This is a genomic window from Pseudomonas sp. ok266 (genome assembly GCF_900110195.1).
Classification (GTDB): Bacteria; Pseudomonadota; Gammaproteobacteria; order Pseudomonadales; family Pseudomonadaceae; genus Aquipseudomonas; species Aquipseudomonas neuropathica.
Map to the genome: position 1 here is coordinate 14,991 of NZ_FOCU01000012.1, position 16,417 is coordinate 31,407.

16 protein-coding genes are annotated in these 16,417 nt (G+C 59.7%); 8 read left to right on the forward strand and 8 right to left on the reverse strand.

The features are described 5' to 3' along the window. The first annotated feature begins 60 nt into the window (after positions 1 to 60). The 3 genes from BMY54_RS21700 (at position 61) to BMY54_RS21710 (ending at position 2,799) form a co-directional block, all read left to right on the forward strand. Entirely contained in the window at positions 61 to 672 is a 612-nt protein-coding gene (locus tag BMY54_RS21700) for a MiaE family protein (RefSeq protein ID WP_093437087.1), read from the forward strand. 132 nt (positions 673 to 804) lie between these two features. Beyond that, on the forward strand, positions 805 to 1,512 hold the full coding sequence (locus tag BMY54_RS21705) for a winged helix-turn-helix domain-containing protein (RefSeq protein WP_093437091.1): 708 nt from the start codon (positions 805 to 807) through the stop codon (positions 1,510 to 1,512). Beyond that, on the forward strand, positions 1,513 to 2,799 hold the full coding sequence (locus BMY54_RS21710; RefSeq protein WP_093437094.1) for an ATP-binding protein: 1,287 nt from the start codon (positions 1,513 to 1,515) through the stop codon (positions 2,797 to 2,799). It begins immediately after the preceding gene. A 182-nt stretch (positions 2,800 to 2,981) separates the two neighbouring features. Here the strand turns inward: BMY54_RS21710 and BMY54_RS21715 are convergent, their stop codons facing one another. Continuing rightward, positions 2,982 to 3,470, reverse strand: coding sequence for a GFA family protein (locus tag BMY54_RS21715; protein ID WP_093437097.1), 489 nt, complete (start codon positions 3,468 to 3,470; stop codon positions 2,982 to 2,984). Between the two features lie 138 nt (positions 3,471 to 3,608). Here BMY54_RS21715 and glsB point away from each other — a divergent pair, with 138 nt between their 5' ends. After that, a complete protein-coding gene (gene glsB / locus BMY54_RS21720) occupies positions 3,609 to 4,517 on the forward strand; it encodes a glutaminase B (RefSeq protein ID WP_007911001.1) in 909 nt (302 codons plus the stop codon). A gap of 189 nt (positions 4,518 to 4,706) precedes the next feature. Further along, positions 4,707 to 6,209, forward strand: a complete 1,503-nt coding sequence (locus BMY54_RS21725; RefSeq protein ID WP_093437101.1) for an aldehyde dehydrogenase family protein — start codon at positions 4,707 to 4,709, stop codon at positions 6,207 to 6,209. A 51-nt stretch (positions 6,210 to 6,260) separates the two neighbouring features. Here BMY54_RS21725 and BMY54_RS21730 read toward each other — a convergent pair whose 3' ends face one another. From BMY54_RS21730 to cynS, 3 genes are all read right to left on the reverse strand, one after another. Beyond that, positions 6,261 to 6,920: a carbonic anhydrase gene (locus BMY54_RS21730; RefSeq protein ID WP_093437106.1), complete on the reverse strand. Its 660-nt coding sequence runs from the start codon at positions 6,918 to 6,920 to the stop codon at positions 6,261 to 6,263. 12 nt (positions 6,921 to 6,932) lie between these two features. After that, on the reverse strand, positions 6,933 to 7,169 hold the full coding sequence (locus tag BMY54_RS21735) for a DUF2790 domain-containing protein (protein WP_093437110.1): 237 nt from the start codon (positions 7,167 to 7,169) through the stop codon (positions 6,933 to 6,935). Positions 7,170 to 7,249: 80 nt separating this feature from the next. Further along, entirely contained in the window at positions 7,250 to 7,717 is a 468-nt protein-coding gene (cynS, locus tag BMY54_RS21740; RefSeq protein WP_093437115.1) for a cyanase, read from the reverse strand. 120 nt (positions 7,718 to 7,837) lie between these two features. Between cynS and cynR the strand changes: the two genes are divergently transcribed. Next, positions 7,838 to 8,725 (forward strand): transcriptional regulator CynR, encoded by an 888-nt coding sequence (gene cynR / locus BMY54_RS21745; protein WP_093437119.1) that lies wholly within the window; start codon positions 7,838 to 7,840, stop codon positions 8,723 to 8,725. Positions 8,726 to 8,982: 257 nt separating this feature from the next. Here cynR and BMY54_RS21750 read toward each other — a convergent pair whose 3' ends face one another. From BMY54_RS21750 to BMY54_RS21760, 3 genes are all read right to left on the reverse strand, one after another. After that, positions 8,983 to 9,312, reverse strand: coding sequence for a hypothetical protein (locus BMY54_RS21750; protein ID WP_093437124.1), 330 nt, complete (start codon positions 9,310 to 9,312; stop codon positions 8,983 to 8,985). A gap of 510 nt (positions 9,313 to 9,822) precedes the next feature. Continuing rightward, the gene (locus BMY54_RS21755) at positions 9,823 to 10,326 is read right to left on the reverse strand and encodes a GNAT family N-acetyltransferase (RefSeq protein ID WP_093437129.1); all 504 of its coding nucleotides are present in this window, start codon (positions 10,324 to 10,326) and stop codon (positions 9,823 to 9,825) included. A gap of 48 nt (positions 10,327 to 10,374) precedes the next feature. Next, a complete protein-coding gene (locus tag BMY54_RS21760) occupies positions 10,375 to 12,318 on the reverse strand; it encodes a DNA topoisomerase III (RefSeq protein WP_093437133.1) in 1,944 nt (647 codons plus the stop codon). A 277-nt stretch (positions 12,319 to 12,595) separates the two neighbouring features. On the opposite strand from BMY54_RS21760, the gene BMY54_RS21765 reads away from it, so the two are divergent. Next, the gene (locus BMY54_RS21765; protein WP_093437138.1) at positions 12,596 to 14,002 is read left to right on the forward strand and encodes a serralysin family metalloprotease; all 1,407 of its coding nucleotides are present in this window, start codon (positions 12,596 to 12,598) and stop codon (positions 14,000 to 14,002) included. A gap of 291 nt (positions 14,003 to 14,293) precedes the next feature. Further along, entirely contained in the window at positions 14,294 to 14,662 is a 369-nt protein-coding gene (locus tag BMY54_RS21770) for a DUF427 domain-containing protein (RefSeq protein WP_093437143.1), read from the forward strand. Between the two features lie 56 nt (positions 14,663 to 14,718). Here BMY54_RS21770 and BMY54_RS21775 read toward each other — a convergent pair whose 3' ends face one another. Next, the gene (locus BMY54_RS21775; protein WP_016982967.1) at positions 14,719 to 16,341 is read right to left on the reverse strand and encodes an MFS transporter; all 1,623 of its coding nucleotides are present in this window, start codon (positions 16,339 to 16,341) and stop codon (positions 14,719 to 14,721) included. Positions 16,342 to 16,417: the final 76 nt, after the last annotated feature.

Here is a 16,417-nt window from a genome sequence, read left to right on the forward strand (position 1 = left end):
TCTGCGGACAGGCCGGTATAATCGGCGCCCTTCGCTCGAACACCTTTTACCGTGAGCCCCATGATCCTTCCCGAAATCCACGAATTCCTTGGCTGCCGCACCCCCGACGCCTGGGTTCAGGCCGCCCTGGCCGATCAGGAAACCCTGCTGATCGACCACAAGAACTGTGAGTTCAAGGCTGCCAGCACCGCCCTGAGCCTGATTGCCAAGTACCATTCCCACGTCGACCTGATCAATATGATGTCGCGTCTGGCCCGGGAAGAACTGGTGCACCACGAGCAGGTCATGCGCATCATGAAACGGCGCAAGATCGAACTGCGCCAGCTCCACGCCGGTCGTTACGCCTCGGGCTTGCGCAAGGTGGTGCGCAGCCACGAGCCGGTGAAACTGGTGGATACGCTGGTGGTCGGCGCGTTTATCGAAGCACGCAGTTGCGAGCGTTTCGAAGCACTGGTGCCGCATCTGGACGAAGAACTCGGCAAGTTCTACTTTGGCCTGCTGAAAAGTGAGGCGCGGCATTTTCAGGGTTATCTGAAACTGGCCTATCAGTACGGCGATGCGAAGGATATTGCTCAGGTCATCGACAAGGTCCGCGCCGCCGAGCAGGAACTGATCGAGTCGCCGGACGAAGAATTCCGCTTCCACAGCGGTGTGCCTGCACAAGATTGTTAAAAACTCTTAAGAGTATGAAACATCACTGAAAACCGGCCCCAGCGGCCGGTTTTTGCTGCCTGAAGCAAACGCCTTCATCGCGATTGCCGCCATAATGCCGACCACTTCACACATGGGCGGCAGACGGTCGTTATGGATAACCTGGGTTTTGGCAAACTCCTGCTGGTGGAAGACGATGAGCGCCTCGCCGCGCTGATCGCCCACTTTCTCGAACAACACGGCTACGAGGTGCGCACGGTGCATCGCGGTGATCTGGCCGTGGCTGCCTTTCTCGAATTCAAACCGAAAGTCGTGGTGCTCGACCTGATGTTGCCGGGGCAGAGCGGTCTGCACGTGTGCCGGGAGATTCGCAGCGTGTCGGACACACCGATCGTGATTCTGACGGCCAAGGAAGATGACCTCGACCATATCCTCGGTCTGGAGTCCGGCGCCGATGACTACGTGATCAAACCGATCAAGCCACCGGTATTGCTGGCCCGGCTGCGAGCGCTGCAGCGGCGGCAGGTGCCGGACAGCAATGTGGTGAGTTTTATGGAGTTCGGTCAGTTGAGCGTCGACCGCAGTTGCCGTGAAGTGCGGCTGGCGGGCGAGGTCATCGAAATGACCACCATGGAATTCGAGCTGCTGTGGTTGCTGGCCAGCGCGGCCGGCAAAGTGCTGTCGCGGGATGACATTCTCAATCGCATGCGCGGGATTGCCTTCGACGGGCTCAATCGCAGCGTCGATGTGTACATCAGCAAATTGCGCAACAAGCTCAAAGACAATCCCCGCGAGCCGATGTGTATCAAGACTGTGTGGGGCAAGGGTTATCTGTTCAATCCGTTCGCGTGGGAGCTGTAGATGCTGCGGTTATTTCTCGGGCTGTTTCTGGTCATGACGTTGGGTCTGGTGCTGGCCTTGCAGACGGTCGAGCGCACTTTTGATGCCTTGCTCGATTATCAGATGCAGGACTACAACCGTGAGGCCGTGCGCGGCCAGGCCTGGGCGTTGGGCCAGCAGTTGCGCGACCTCGACGGCCCGGCCCGGGAACAACAGCTGGAAACGATCCGCCCGCATTACGGTTTGGGGCTGACGCTGGTCGACGCCTCTGAACTGGCCCTGAGCGACGAGGAAAAAGCCGAGCTGGCCAAAGGGCTGTTGGTGATCCGCGACAAGTACACCCAGTACATTTCTGCGATTGACGAGGGGCCGCAGTTGCTCAGCATCCGCTTGCCGGCCGAGCCGAGCCTGATGCCGTTCTACATTGCCGCCGCCTACCTGATGATTGCCGTGTTGATCGGCATCGTGCTGTTTTTCTGGGTGCGCCCGCACTGGCGCGATCTGGAAAAACTGCGCCTGGCCGCCGAGCGTTTCGGCGATAACGACCTGTCGGTGCGCATTCAATTGTCGAAACGCTCGAACATTCGCGATCTGGCCGAACACTTCAATCTGATGGCGGCGCGCATCGAAGGGCTGATCGCCAATCAGCGTGAGCTGACCAATGCCGTGTCTCACGAACTGCGCACGCCGATCGCACGGCTGTCGTTTGAACTCGACCAGCTCAAGCAACAGCCGGACGCCAGTCAGAACCGCGAGCTGATCGCCGACATGTACGCCGACCTTGGTGAACTGGAGGAGATGGTGTCCGAGCTGCTGACCTACGCCAGCCTTGAGCGCGGCGCAACGGTGATCAAGCGCGAAAACATCCAGGCTGCCAATTGGCTTGATAGCGTAGTTGGCAGCGTGGCGCTGGAGGCCGAAGCGGCGGGGGTGCAGTTGCTGATCGCGGATTGCCGGATCGACACGGTGCGCATCGAACCGCGATTCATGGCGCGGGCGGTGATCAATCTGCTGCGCAACGCGATTCGTTATGCCGAACAGCGGGTGGAAGTGACGCTGGAACGCACGGGCGATTATTACCAGGTGCGGGTCAACGACGACGGGCCGGGCGTGCCGGTGGATGGGCGCGAGAAAATCTTTGAACCGTTTTCGCGGCTGGATGCCAGCCGCGATCGCCGTACCGGCGGATTTGGTTTGGGCCTGGCGCTGGTGCGGCGGGTCTCGCAGTCCCATGGCGGACAGGTTGAGGTGGGTGATTCGCCTTGGGGTGGGGCGTCGTTCCGGATGACCTGGGCGCATCTGGATTGAATGCGCTGTCCTGTGCCGGCCCCTTCGCGAGCAGGCTCGCTCCCACATTGGATTTGTGAACGCCAGAGATCATTGTGGGAGCGAGCTTGCTCGCGAAGGGGTCAGTCCAATCGGCATTTTTGCTACTGCCCCACCGCTATCGCGAGCAGGCTCACTCCAGGGGAGAGCCTGGAGTTACGCGTTCAGCGGGTCAAACCGAGGCGTTCATGCCACTGGGCAATGGATTCTTCGGGGTAGACGTCAAACTGTTTGTCATTCGCTTTAACGTCGACTTCTACCCACGGTGCTTTCGAGCCGAGCATCAAATGCGTGTGCTCCGGCGGCACCGGCAACGGCGTGTCGATGGCCGAGGCAAACGGGTGGATCAGCTCCGGCCACTCCGGGCTGAACAGCCATAGGCCGCTGCCGCACAATGAACAGAAATGCCGCTCGGCCGTGCTGCGATGGGCGCGTTTGTCGCCTTCGTCTTTCATCTTCGCGTGGTAAATGCTGATGTGTTTGCGCCCGCGCACCTTGAGGCTGGTCGCGTCGCCGCCAAGGTTGATCGCATAACCGCCGCCGCCCTGAGTCTTGCGACAGATCGAGCAATAGCAGCGTTGATAAGGGTAGGGATGGGCGCTGGTGAGACTGAACGTGACCTCGCCACAATGGCAGGAGCCTTCGAGTTGCATGGTTGCTCTCCCGTTTTTGGATGTGCGGTTGAGCCTAGAACATTCACCACGATGGCGGCCGGTGTGATTCGACGGGCGGGCGCAGCGTCTAGCCCCAGTGTCCCCGCAATCCCATGGGGCGAGACTTCGGAACCCGGCATGCAAGCGCTGTTGAACGAGATTCTTGACGCTGTCCGCCCGTTGATCGGGCAGGGCAAGGTGGCTGACTACATTCCTGCCCTCGGCACCGTGCCGGCCAATCAGCTGGGCATCGCCGTGTACGGCAACGACGGCGAGATGTATTGCGCCGGTGACGCCGAGACGCCGTTCTCGGTGCAGAGCATTTCCAAGGTGTTCAGCCTGGTGCAGGCGATCGATCATTCCGGCGAAGCGATCTGGGAACGCCTCGGTCACGAGCCGTCCGGGCAGCCGTTCAACTCGCTGGTGCAGCTGGAATTCGAGCGCGGCCGGCCACGCAATCCGTTCATCAATGCCGGCGCGCTGGTGATCTGCGACATCAACCAGTCACGCTTCGCCGCACCGACCCTGTCGATGCGTGACTTCGTCCGGCGTCTGTCAGGCAATCCGCAGATCATGATCGACGGCAAAGTCGCCGATTCCGAATACCAGCACCGCGCGCGCAATGCGGCGATGGCGTACCTGATGCAGTCGTTCGGCAACTTCCACAACGACGTCGAAGCGGTGCTGCGCAGTTATTTCAGCCACTGCGCGTTGCGGATGAACTGCATTGATCTGGCGCGGGCGTTCTGCTTTCTGGCCAACGACGGTTTCTGCAAACACAGCGGCGAACAGATCCTCACGCGTCGGCAAACCCAGCAGGTCAACTCGATCATGGCCACCAGCGGCTTGTATGACGAAGCGGGCAACTTCGCTTATCGCGTTGGCTTGCCGGGCAAGAGCGGTGTCGGCGGCGGGATTGTCGCGGTGGTGCCGGGGCAGTTCACGGTGTGCGTGTGGTCGCCGGAGTTGAATGCCGCCGGGAACTCGCTGGCGGGCATGGCGGCGCTGGAGATGCTTAGCGCGCGGATTGGCTGGTCAGTCTTCTGATCCGATCACACAAACACCACAAAACCCTGTGGGAGCGAGCTTGCTCGCGAAGGCGTCAGGTCAGCCAACATTGATGTATCAGATCCACCGCTTTCGCGAGCAAGCTCGCTCCCACAGGGTTAGCGGTTGCTTTGGAGGATTGTGTTCCTATACATTTTCCGGCCGCTCCCTGCATGGTGAATCCGCTTCATGTCTCTCGCGCTCGAACGTCTAGTCGCTGGCACGCCGATCCCTTTCGCTGGTAACCGCGTCACCGTGGTCAGCCCCGAACTGGCCGCGCGCTTTCAGCCCGGAGACCATCTGCTGGTGGAGCAGGTCAGTGGCGAGTTGCTGTTGATTCCCGTGGCGGATCAGCAAGCTGCGTCCGTGGCGATCGAGCGCGCGGCAGCGGCATTCACGGCGTTGTCGGCGGTGTCCGATGAGGCCATCAGCCAGTTTTTCGACCTGTTTGCGCAACGTCTGGAAACCCCTGCGTGCTGGGCTCACATCGAAACCGCCAACCGCGCGGACATCGAACGCGCCAAGGCGCGCGGTCGTTCCACCACCCGATTGCTCGCCGATGAGCGCATGCGTGGCGACATGATCGCCGGCCTGCGCGCCTGGCGGGATGCCGCAGCCACGCGCGGCAAAGTCATCAGCAGCGTTGAGCATGATGGCTGGAAGGTCGAGCAAGTGGTTTCGCCGTTGGGCATCGTCGCGTTTGTCTTTGAAGGCCGGCCGAACGTGTTCGCCGACGCGGCCGGTGTCTTGCGCACTGGCAACACCGCCGTTTTGCGCATTGGCAGCGATGCGTTGGGCACCGCGCAGGCCATTGTCACTCATGCGTTGAACCCGGCGCTGGCCGATGCCGGTCTGCCGGCCGGCGCGGTGTCGTTGGTGGAAAGCGTCAATCATGCCGCCGGTTGGGCGATGTTCGCTGACCGGCGTTTGTCGCTGGCGGTGGCGCGCGGTTCGGGTCGTGCGGTCAGTCAGTTGGGCAGTATCGCCCAGCAGGCTGGCACCGCTGTCAGCCTGCACGGCACGGGGGGCGCGTGGTTGATCGCTGATCGTGATGCCGATGCCACACGTTTCGCCGCCGTGGTGCGCAACTCGCTGGATCGCAAAGTCTGCAATACGTTGAACGTCTGCCTGATCCAGCGTGATCGCGCGGCGGAACTGGTGCCGTTGTTTCTTGAGGCATTGCAACAGGCCGGCACCGCGCGTGGCCAGAGCTGCAAATTGCACATCGTCGAAGGCAGCGAAAGTTACTTGCCGAGCGAGTGGCAGAACGCGACGGTCGAGGTCTATCGCGCCGAGGGTTATCAGACCGAAGCACTGGCCGAACCCTTGGCGGAATCCGCATTGGGCCGCGAGTGGGAATGGGAAGAAACCCCGGAAGTCAGCCTGATGATCGTTGACGATCTTGATCAGGCGATTGCGCTGTTCAACCGCTACAGCCCGCAGTTCACTGTGTCGTTGATCAGTGAGGATGCGCAGGTTCAGGAACGCTTTTACAACGCGGTCAACGCGCCGTTCGTGGGCAACGGCATTACCCGTTGGGTCGATGGGCAGTACGCGCTCAACAAACCAGAGTTGGGGCTTTCGAACTGGGAGAGTGGGCGCTTGTTTGCGCGCAGTGCGATTCTTTCGGGGGATGGCGTGTTCACCGTGCGTAGCCGCATGACCCAGATCGATCTTACGGTGAAACGTTGATCTGGCGGACAATGATCGTTCCCACGCTCCAGCGTGGGAGCGATCAGTTGCTCAGGCGGCGTGGGTGGTTTGTGCATGGATCGCGCAAGTCGCTGGTTGCTCGGCCAGCGGCACAAACGTGCGGCGGTCGGCGGACAGCGCATCGATCGAGCCGGTCTCGATGTCATACACCCAGCCATGCAGATTCAGCAGGCCTTTCTCCTGAGCCAGACGCACACTTGGGTGGGTCTGGATATTCGCCAGTTGCGCGATCACGTTTTCGCGCACCATCGAACTCAATTTCGCCGCGTCATTGGCATGCGGTCGTGATTCGTTAACCACTTTCGCCGACTCGGCATGCTGCAGCCAGCCGCTGACGGCGGGCAGGTGATCCATGCATTTGCACTTCGCGATCGCAGTCATCGCGCCGCAGTCCGAATGGCCGCAGATCACAATGTCGGTCACGCCGAGCACCGCCACCGCGTATTCCACCGTCGCCGAAACCCCGCCCGGATGCGGGCTGTAGGACGGCACAATATTGCCGGCATTACGGATGACGAACAGCTCGCCGGGCTCTTGTTGGGTCAGCAGTTCCGGCACTACACGGCTGTCGGAACAGGTGATGAACAACGTGCCGGGCTGTTGCGTGGTCGCCAGGTGTTTGAACAGTTCGGTACGTTGCGGAAACGCTTCGTTCTGGAATTTCAGGAAGCCATCAATCAGGTTTTTCATGGTGTTGTCCTCTCAGTTCGAGCAACCGCTGCCGAATTCGCTGTATTGAAGAATGTGCTTGCCGCCGTGGCTGTCCAGATACGTCATCTCCACCGGCACCACGCCACACACATCGGCGACCGGAGTAATGTTCAGCACTTGGGCGATATCCAGTTGCATGCCGTAGCGATAGGCGACGGCTTCGTCAGCGGCAGATGCCTGGACGGAAAAGCCGCCGAGCAGGGCCAGGATCAGTAGAATTTTTTGCATGGTGCAGCCTCCAGACGCAGTGGTGACGGGTAACCATTTGGGGTGGGTTGGCCCGCACGCAGGGTGCGGGCCGGTGCGGATCAGAACGGACGCAGGGGCAGGAACTTGCCGTCGAGGGTGACCACCGCGCGGGAGCCGCCTTCCGGGTCTTCGACTTTCTTGATGTCGAGCTTGAAGTTGATCGCGCTGATGATGCCGTCGCCGAACTGCTCGTGAACCAGGGCTTTGAGGGTGGTGCCGTAGATCTGGATCATCTCGTGGAAGCGGTAGATGGTCGGGTCGGTCGGCACACCGCTGAGGCTGCCACGCAGCGGGATGATCTGCATCGCCGCGACGTCTTCAGCGCTCAGTTCCAGCTTGTCACCGACCACTTGGGCGGCGTTTTCCGGCAGCGGGTGCTGACCGAGCAGGGCAGCGGTGACGTACGCCAGGCTCAGGCCGGTGTCATCGGCGAGATCCTGCCACGACAGATCTTTGCGTGCCTTGGCGTCGAGAATGCGGGTGGTCAGGGCCAGGCTGGTATCGTTGTAGGCGTGGGACTGTTGCATGGTGTCACTCCTTTCAGGGGTTGGCTTGCTGTGTGGGATTGATCTTCTTCCGATTCATCCATAGCGTCCAAGACCGATATACAATGCTTCGCATAAGCCCTGCCTATAGATGGTATTCCCATGCTGCTGCGACATTTGCGTTACCTGCTGGCCGTTGCCGATCACGGCGGCTTTACCCGTGCCGCCGAGGCGTTGCATGTTTCACAGCCAACCCTGTCGCAGCAGATTCGCCAACTGGAAGAGACACTGGGGGTCAATCTGTTTGATCGCACCTCGCGGACGGTCAAACCCACCGATGCTGGCGAGGCCTACATCGAATGCGCGCGACGTGTGTTGGTGGAGCTGGAGGCGGGCAAGCGCGCGTTGCATGACGTGAAGGATTTGTCTCGCGGGACGTTGCGTCTGGCGATGACACCGACGTTCATGGCTTATCTGGTCGGCCCGTTGGTGCGCGATTTTGCCGCGCGCTATCCGGGCATTCATTTACAGATTTTCGAGCTGTCGATGGACGACATCGAGGCGGGGCTGGCAGATGACTCGCTGGATATTGCGATTGCGTTTACGCCGGTGCGCAATGCCGACATCGAATGCATTCCGGCGTTTACCGAAACGCTGGGGATCATGGTCGGGCGTGAGCATCCTTTGTATGACAGCCACGCAGTACTGGCGCCGGAAGATATCGCTTCACTGGATTTTGCCTTGCTGGCGCCGGACTTCATCACGCGGTTATCGGTGGATGAGTATTTTCGCCAACACGGGATTACGCCGCAGGTGCGGATCGAGGTGAATTCGGTGAGTACGTTGCTGGAAGTGGTGCGTCATTCGCCGCTGGCGACGATGCTGCCGCAGGCGATTGCGACGGAGGATCGGGCATTGCGTCGGTTGCGCGTGGAGAGCGAGGCGCCGCAGCGTGGAGCGGCGTTGTTGCGGCGGCGCAATAATTATCACAGTGCGGCGGCGGTGGCGTTTGTGGAATTGGTGTTGGACATGGGAAGCCCCTCACCCTAACCCTCTCCCTGAGGGAGAGGGGACTGACCGAGGGATGCTGGAGTAATACGCCGACCTGAAAGTGTTTTGCTGAATCCATAATCAACTCGGTGTGTCCGGTTGACGGATGATTTTATACAACTCGATCGGCTCCCTCTCCCTCGGGAGAGGGCTGGGGTGAGGGGCCACAATTCCAGTCACGCCAAATCAATGCAAGCGAACAAAAAAAGGCCTGCTTCCTTTAAGGAAGCAGGCCTTTCAATTATTTAATGACTAACTCAGCAGAACCGATCAATCACCCGAACTTCATTCTTATTCTGCATCGAATCCCACGCCTGTTTCAGCGTTTGCAGAACATTACCGATGAAGTCCTTGTCGGCCGCGGCTTTCTTGCCAACATAACCGTGGCCGCGGCGGTACATCTTCAGGCGGGCCAGCAGGTTCTGATGGTTGCGGTCGAACTCGTCTTCGTCAGCATGGGTAGCCAGGCAGTCGATATGCACCTGACCCGACTTGCTGATCCAGAGAATATGGCTGTCATGGCTGTCTTTCTGCGCAGCGAACATACGAGCCAGTTCTTCGATAGTAGGTTGATTGTTCAGATTCATGATATTGCCCCTTGACCAGTCTGGTGATCTTTCAAAGTTGATTCGCTAATACAGGTAGCCCATCGGTTAGTTGATCCCTGGCACCGAAACCAGGACGTCAGCGCTCGCCCGTGTGAAGTACGGGGTCGTGCATCTGTTGCATGTAGTCGTGTTGAATAACTGCTACGCAATAGCGTCACAACGAGGAGAAGCAGCGAAAACCGGGAGGCTCCTTGACGACATTTACCGTGTCAGCCACAAGCGTCTTGAGAATTTTCGCCAGCGCTTCTCGTCCTTGTACTGGACGTTCAGGCCAGGTCAGCTTCTTCAATCTGCCTTGTGGGCAGCGTGTATCCGGAAAAAACAACTCGGCGGTCAGACGAGTTTGCTCAAGCGTGTTACCGATGTTCCCGATCGGGGAACGTCTTCATCATGCAAAAGCAAAACGACGCCGTCAACGGTTTTGTAGTGATTATTTTTGTTCACTACATATTGTCGGACAAAGCTGTTTTGGAATGAGAAAGAATCCGTTCAGGCGACGGAAAAAGGCGTATTCAGCACGTAGAAAGTGCACGGATAACCGTCCACTTCGCGCTGCTGGCGGGTGAAATCGCCGCCGCTCAATTGCGGGATGAGCCCAGCCCAGAAGTGCTGTGCCGGCAGGTTGGCGTCGATATGGAAAATCTGCCATTGACCGGGGATGCGGCTCAAGAGGGCAGAGACGACAAACTGCGCGACGCCTTGGCCACGAAAGCGTCGGGCGATGAAGAAATAGCCGATGTTGTGTTCGGCCCCGGCGATGTGGATTTCGTTATCGACGGTCACGAAACCGGCGAGTTCGCCATTGACGCGAATCAGGAACGGTTGGGTGGCCGGATGGCGCCAGTAGTCGATTTTCGGCTGGATCGAGAAAAAGCCGTGCTCGGCGAGCTTCAGTGGCAGCCACTCGCTGAAGTCGTACATGTAGAACTGCATGAGGTTTTCGACGATATCCAGCTCATCGCGCTGGGCGGGGTGCAGTTCGATATTGGCCATGCGCCGAGTTCCTGAAAGTGCTGAGCCTTGCAGAAACACTAGCGGGTTTTATTTGCCTGACGGTTTCGCTGTGCGTTTTGTCGTACCCGTGGTTTTGCTACGGGTCGATTTGCGTTTTTTCTTCCACGGGGCCGCCGCTTTACCGGCTGGTGGCGGGCCGCTGATGGTCAGGCTGAGACTGGAACAGCGCGTCACCTGTTTGCTCATCCACGCCGCCTGTTTGGTGACGAACTCTTCCAGACTCATTTCGCCACTTTGCACCATGTCCAGCGCCTGCTCCCAGATGGCTGTGGTGCCGGGGTCGGCAATTGCGCGGGGCACCGCGTCGATCAGGCTGAACGCCGCCGGGGTAGCGGCGAGGGCTTTGCCGTTTTTCACCAGATAGCCGCGGTCAAGCAAGCCCTGAATGATCGAGGCGCGGGTCGCTTCTGTGCCGATCCCGGTGGTGTCCTTGAGCTTCTGTTTGAGCAGCGGATCTTCCACCAGTTTGGCGACGTTTTTCATCGCCTTGATCAGATCGCCTTCGGTGTAGGGTTTGGGCGGTTGCGTCCACAGATCCTTGAACTTGACGTCAGCCACCGCGCACTCAACGCCTTGCGTCAGTGCCGGCAAGGTTTGCGGTACCGGTGCTTCGCGGCCCTTGGCCGCTGCCAGCGCCTCGGGCAGTGCGCGTTTCCAGCCCGGTTCGATGATCTGCTTGCCGACCGCACGCAACGCTTCACCAGCGCAATCGAAATCGGCCTGGGTGCGATCGTATTCGTGATTGGGCAGGAACTGCGCCAGATAGCGCGCGCGGATCAGCGTGTAGACCGCGCGGTGTTTGCCGGTCAGGCGTTCAAGATTTTTCGCCGCTGCGGTGGGAATGATGCCGTGGTGCGCGCTGACCTTGGCGTCGTTCCACGCGCGGGATTTGCGTTGCGGCTCCAGAAACCCGTTGAGCGCCTCAAGGCCCGGATCGGCCTGCCGCAACGCGGCGAGAATCCCCGGCGCCTCGCTGTGCTGGCTCAGCGGCAAATAACCGCAATCACTGCGTGGATACGTGACGACTTTGTAGGTTTCGTAGAGAGCCTGGGCGATGTCGAGGGTTTCCTGCGCGCCGAGGCCGAGTTTCTTCGAGCAGACTTCCTGCAAGGTGCCGAGATCGAAGGGCAGGGGCGCCACCTCGCGCATGCGCTCGGTTTTCAGCTTGACCACCCGGGCACTGGCAGCGCTGCTGATCGCAGCCGCCGCTTGCTGGGCCAACGCCTGATTCAGGCAGCGATCCTGATCGTCACAGGCATCCGACGGCGCACGCCACTGCGCAGTAAACGGTATGCCGTTGTGCAGCAGATCAACATCGATCGCCCAGAATGGCACTGGCACGAAATCGGCGATGCTGCGGTCGCGATCCACCACCAGGCGCAAGGTCGGCGTCTGCACCCGGCCTACCGGCAACACGCCTTGATAACCCGATTGACGACCGAGCAGCGTAAACAGTCGACTCATGTTCATGCCAATCAGCCAATCCGCCCGCGAGCGGCCCAGCGCCGAGTGATACAGGCTGAAGGTTTCGGCCCCCGGCTTCAGTGCCGCCAAGGCTTTGCGGATCGAAGCTTCGTCCAGCGCCGACAGCCACAAACGCCGGATCGGCCCGCGATAGCGACAGTGCTCGACCAGTTCCCGGGCGATCATCTCGCCCTCACGGTCGGCGTCGGTGGCGATGATCAGCTCGCTGGCCTCGCCGAGCAGGCGTTTGACCGCTTTGTACTGGCTGGCGGTGCGCGGCTTGACGGTCATTTTCCACTTGTCCGGAATGATCGGCAGATCGGCCAGGACCCAGCGCTTGTAGCGGGCGTCATAGGCATCCGGCGGGGCGGTTTCGAGCAAGTGGCCGATGCACCAGGTTACCGTGACGTCTGTTCCCAGCCAGCAGCCGTCGCCCCGACGCCTGGCGCCGAGCACGGCCGCAATGTCTTTGGCCTGAGAAGGTTTTTCACAGAGGTACAACCGCATAACCACCCACGTCGATCAAGGTCCGCACAGGTGCACAGAATGGCCGGACTTGGCGTCAGCGGCAACTTTTATCTGTATGGATATACAGATAAAAAGCATTGCAGCACATGACGGGTAATACAGGGACGCAGCCCGGGCTATCGAGAAATTGATTAGCCTGCGGTTTACACCTGTGTCAGGTTTTTCAGCGATTCAAACACGCGAGTGACAGGACGATCTCGCCAGAAGATCGCCGTGGTCTGTCGACACTGACTACTCAGAAACAAGGAAGTCCATCATGGCTCAAGCCAAATCCAAAACCACCAGCGCCTTCGACCAGGTCGATGCTTTCAGCCACCTGTATGACCGTGGCGTCGGCCTGGTCAACGGCAAACCCTCATTTACCGCTGACCAGGCCGCTGATGAAATCCTGCGCAAAGGCCTGTCGTGGGGCGACAAGAATGCTGATGGCAAGATCGACCTCAGCTACAGCTTTCTGACCGACAAACCGGCGAATTACAACGTCAAACTGGGCAACTTCAGCGAGTTCAGCGCCCAGCAAAAGGCCCAGGCCGTGCTGGCCATGCAATCCTGGGCTGATGTCGCCAATGTCACCTTCACTGAAGGCAAGGGCGGCGATGGCCACATGACGTTTGGCAACTACGACGTCAGCACCGGTGGTGCGGCTTTCGCTTACCTGCCCAGCGGCGGTGGCTATGACGGCCAGTCGTGGTACCTGATCAACGATCAATATCAGGTCAACAAGACCCCGGACACCAACAACTACGGGCGCCAGACCCTGACCCACGAGATCGGTCACACCCTCGGCCTGTCGCACCCGGGCGCCTACAACGCTGGCAACGGCAACCCGACCTATAACGACGCCAAGTACGCCGAAGACACCCGTGGCTACAGCCTGATGAGCTACTGGAGCGAAGCCAATACCGATCAGAATTTCAGCAAGGACGGCAGCGGCGCGTACGCCTCGGCGCCGTTGCTCGACGATATTGTCGCGGTGCAAAAATTGTATGGAGCCAACTACGCTACCCGTGCCGATGACACCACGTACGGTTTCAATTCCACTGCCGAGCGCGATTTTTACAGCGCTACTTCGGCGTCCTCCAAAGTGGTGTTCTCGGTGTGGGACGGCGGCGGCAACGATACGCTGGACTTCTCCGGCTTCAGTCAGAACCAGAAGATCAACCTCAATGAAGGTTCGTTCTCCGATGTTGGTGGCTTGGTCGGCAACGTTTCCGTTGCTTACGGGGTGACCGTGGAGAATGCGCTGGGCGGTTCGGGCAATGACCTGCTGATGGGTAATGCGGCCGCCAACGATCTGGTCGGCGGTGCCGGCAACGACATTATCTACGGTGGTGGCGGTGGCGATACGTTGTGGGGCGGCGAGGGGGCAGACACCTTCGTGTTCGGCGCTGCCAGCGATTCGAACATGACCGCACCGGACTGGATCATGGATTTCACCAGCGGCCTGGACAAGATCGACCTGTCGGGCATCGCCGGTTTCGCCACGGGCGCGGCGTCGTTGAATTTTGTCAGTGGCTTCACCGGGCATGCGGGCGATGCGATTCTGACTTACTTCGCGCAGACCAATCAGACCAGTTTGATGGTTGACATGACGGGGCAGGGGGCGGTGGACTTTGCTGTGGGTGTGGTTGGGCAAGCGGTGGCGGCTGATATCGTTGCGTGATGCCTGGAGAGCGGCCCTCACCCTAACCCTCTCCCAGGGGGAGAGGGGACTGATTGGGGGATATTGGCGAAACTCACCGACTTGAACGATTGGCTTTGAATCCATAATCGAAACCGCACGTTCAGGTCGATGTAGAACTAAAGACACCTAGGTAGGCTCCCTCTCCCTCGGGGAGAGGGCTGGGGTGAGGGGCTTTTGAAGTTGATGGGGCCGTTCAGCTGCAAACCCACCCCAACCAGAACCAATGAGCTATACCTGAACCGGTCTCTTCGCCGTATTCAGGAGAACCCCATGAAAAGCTCCGGCCCTAGTCCCGTCATTGCCCTCGAACAACTTCCCGGCTGCCTGATAGTGAAATTCCACGGCATCCAGGTCGCCGCCTCGTCCCACGTACTGATCCTCAACGAAGCCAACTACCCGCCGGTCTATTACGTCCCCCGCGAAGACATCGACGAAAAGTACTTCGCCCGCACCGACCACACCAGTTATTGCCCGTACAAGGGCGACGCCAATTACTTCAGTCTGCAAGTGCCGGGGCATGAAGGGGCGAACGCGGTGTGGACTTATGAGAAGCCGAAAATCTCGGTCGGGCCGATCAAGGACTACGTGGCGTTTTATCCCGATCAGGTGAAATTCGAAGTGATCAAGGCTGATGCCTGAGCAAAAAAAAACGGCGAGGGTAAAAGCCCTCGCCGATTGAGTTGCCTGGTTGAGTTTCAGTTCTTGTCGAGATCGATATTTTTCGTCTCACGCAAACAGATCATCCCCACCACCAGGCTCACCCCGGTAATCAACACCGGATACCACAGCCCATAAAAGATGTCCCCGGTGTACACCACCAGCGCGAACGACACTGTCGGCAGGAACCCGCCAAACCAGCCGTTGCCAATGTGGTACGGCAGCGACATCGAGGTGTAGCGAATACGCGTCGGGAACAGTTCGACCATCAGCGCCGCGAGCGGGCCGTAGCACATGGCCGAGATGATGATCAGCGCCACGATCAGGGCGACGATCATCGGCTTGTTGATCTGCTGCAAATCGGCCTGTTGCGGGTAGCCGGCGAGGGTGATCGCGCCGCGCAGTGCGGCCTCGTCGAAGCCATCGAGTTTGACGTCGCCGACGCTCACTTGTACGGCGCTGCCAGCAGGCGCAGCGGCGCTGGAGTAGGGCAGGCCCTGTTTGACCAGGAAGGTTTTGACCTTGTCGCACGGGCTGTCGAATTTGGCTTTGCCCACCGGATCGAACTGGAAGGTGCAAGTCGCCGGATCCGCCAGCACGGTGATCGGTGCCTGACGGCTGGCCTGATCGATCGCCGGGTTGGCGTAGTGCGCGAGGGATTTGAAGATCGGGAAATACAGCGCCGTGGCCAGCAGCAAGCCGAGCATCAGCACCGGTTTACGGCCGACCTTGTCCGACAGCCAGCCGAAAAAGATGAAGAACGGCGCGCCGATCACCACACTGATGATCAGCAAGGTGTTGGCCACCGCCGGGTCCATTTTCAGGAACTGGGTGAGGAAGAACAGTACGTAGAACTGCGCCGCGTAGAAGGTCACGGCTTGCCCGGCGTTGATGCTGAACAGGGCGATCAACACGACCTTGAGGTTTTCCCATTTGCCGAAGGATTCGCGGATCGGCGCTTTCGAGGTTTTGCCTTCCTCTTTCATTTTCAGATAGGCCGGGGACTCATGCAGACTCAGGCGGATCCAGGTGGAAATGCCCAGCAGCACGATCGACAGCAGGAACGGAATCCGCCAGCCCCAGACTTCAAACTGATCGCCGGTGAAGTAGCGGCAACCGAGCACCACCAGCAGCGACAGCAACAGGCCGAGAGTGGCGGTGGACTGAATCCAGCTGGTGTGGAAACCGCGCTTGCCGATTGGCGCGTGTTCGGCAACGTAAGTTGCTGCGCCGCCGTATTCACCCCCGAGCGCTAGACCCTGGAGCATGCGCAGTAGCACCAGAATGATCGGCGCGGCGATGCCGATGCTGGCGTAGGTCGGCAGCAGGCCGACGCAGAAGGTCGCCACGCCCATCAGAATGATCGTCGCCAGAAAGGTGTATTTGCGCCCGATCATGTCCCCCAACCGACCGAACACCAGCGCCCCGAACGGCCGCACGATAAAGCCGGCGGCGAAGGCCATCAGCGCAAAGATGAACGCCGTGGTGTCGTTGACCCCGGCGAAAAACTGTTTGCTGATCACCGCCGCGAGGGCGCCGTAGAGGAAAAAGTCATACCACTCGAACACCGTCCCCAGTGAGGAAGCGAAGATGACTTTGCGTGTATCCGGGCTGGTCTCCGCGCTGCGCACGGCGTCCAGCGGCTGAACGTGTTCTGACATATCGGTATCCCTCACAGTGATTGTTTTTGTTGTTCCACTGGTGTTGCGTGTCCGGGTGATGCGCGAACCTTGAATG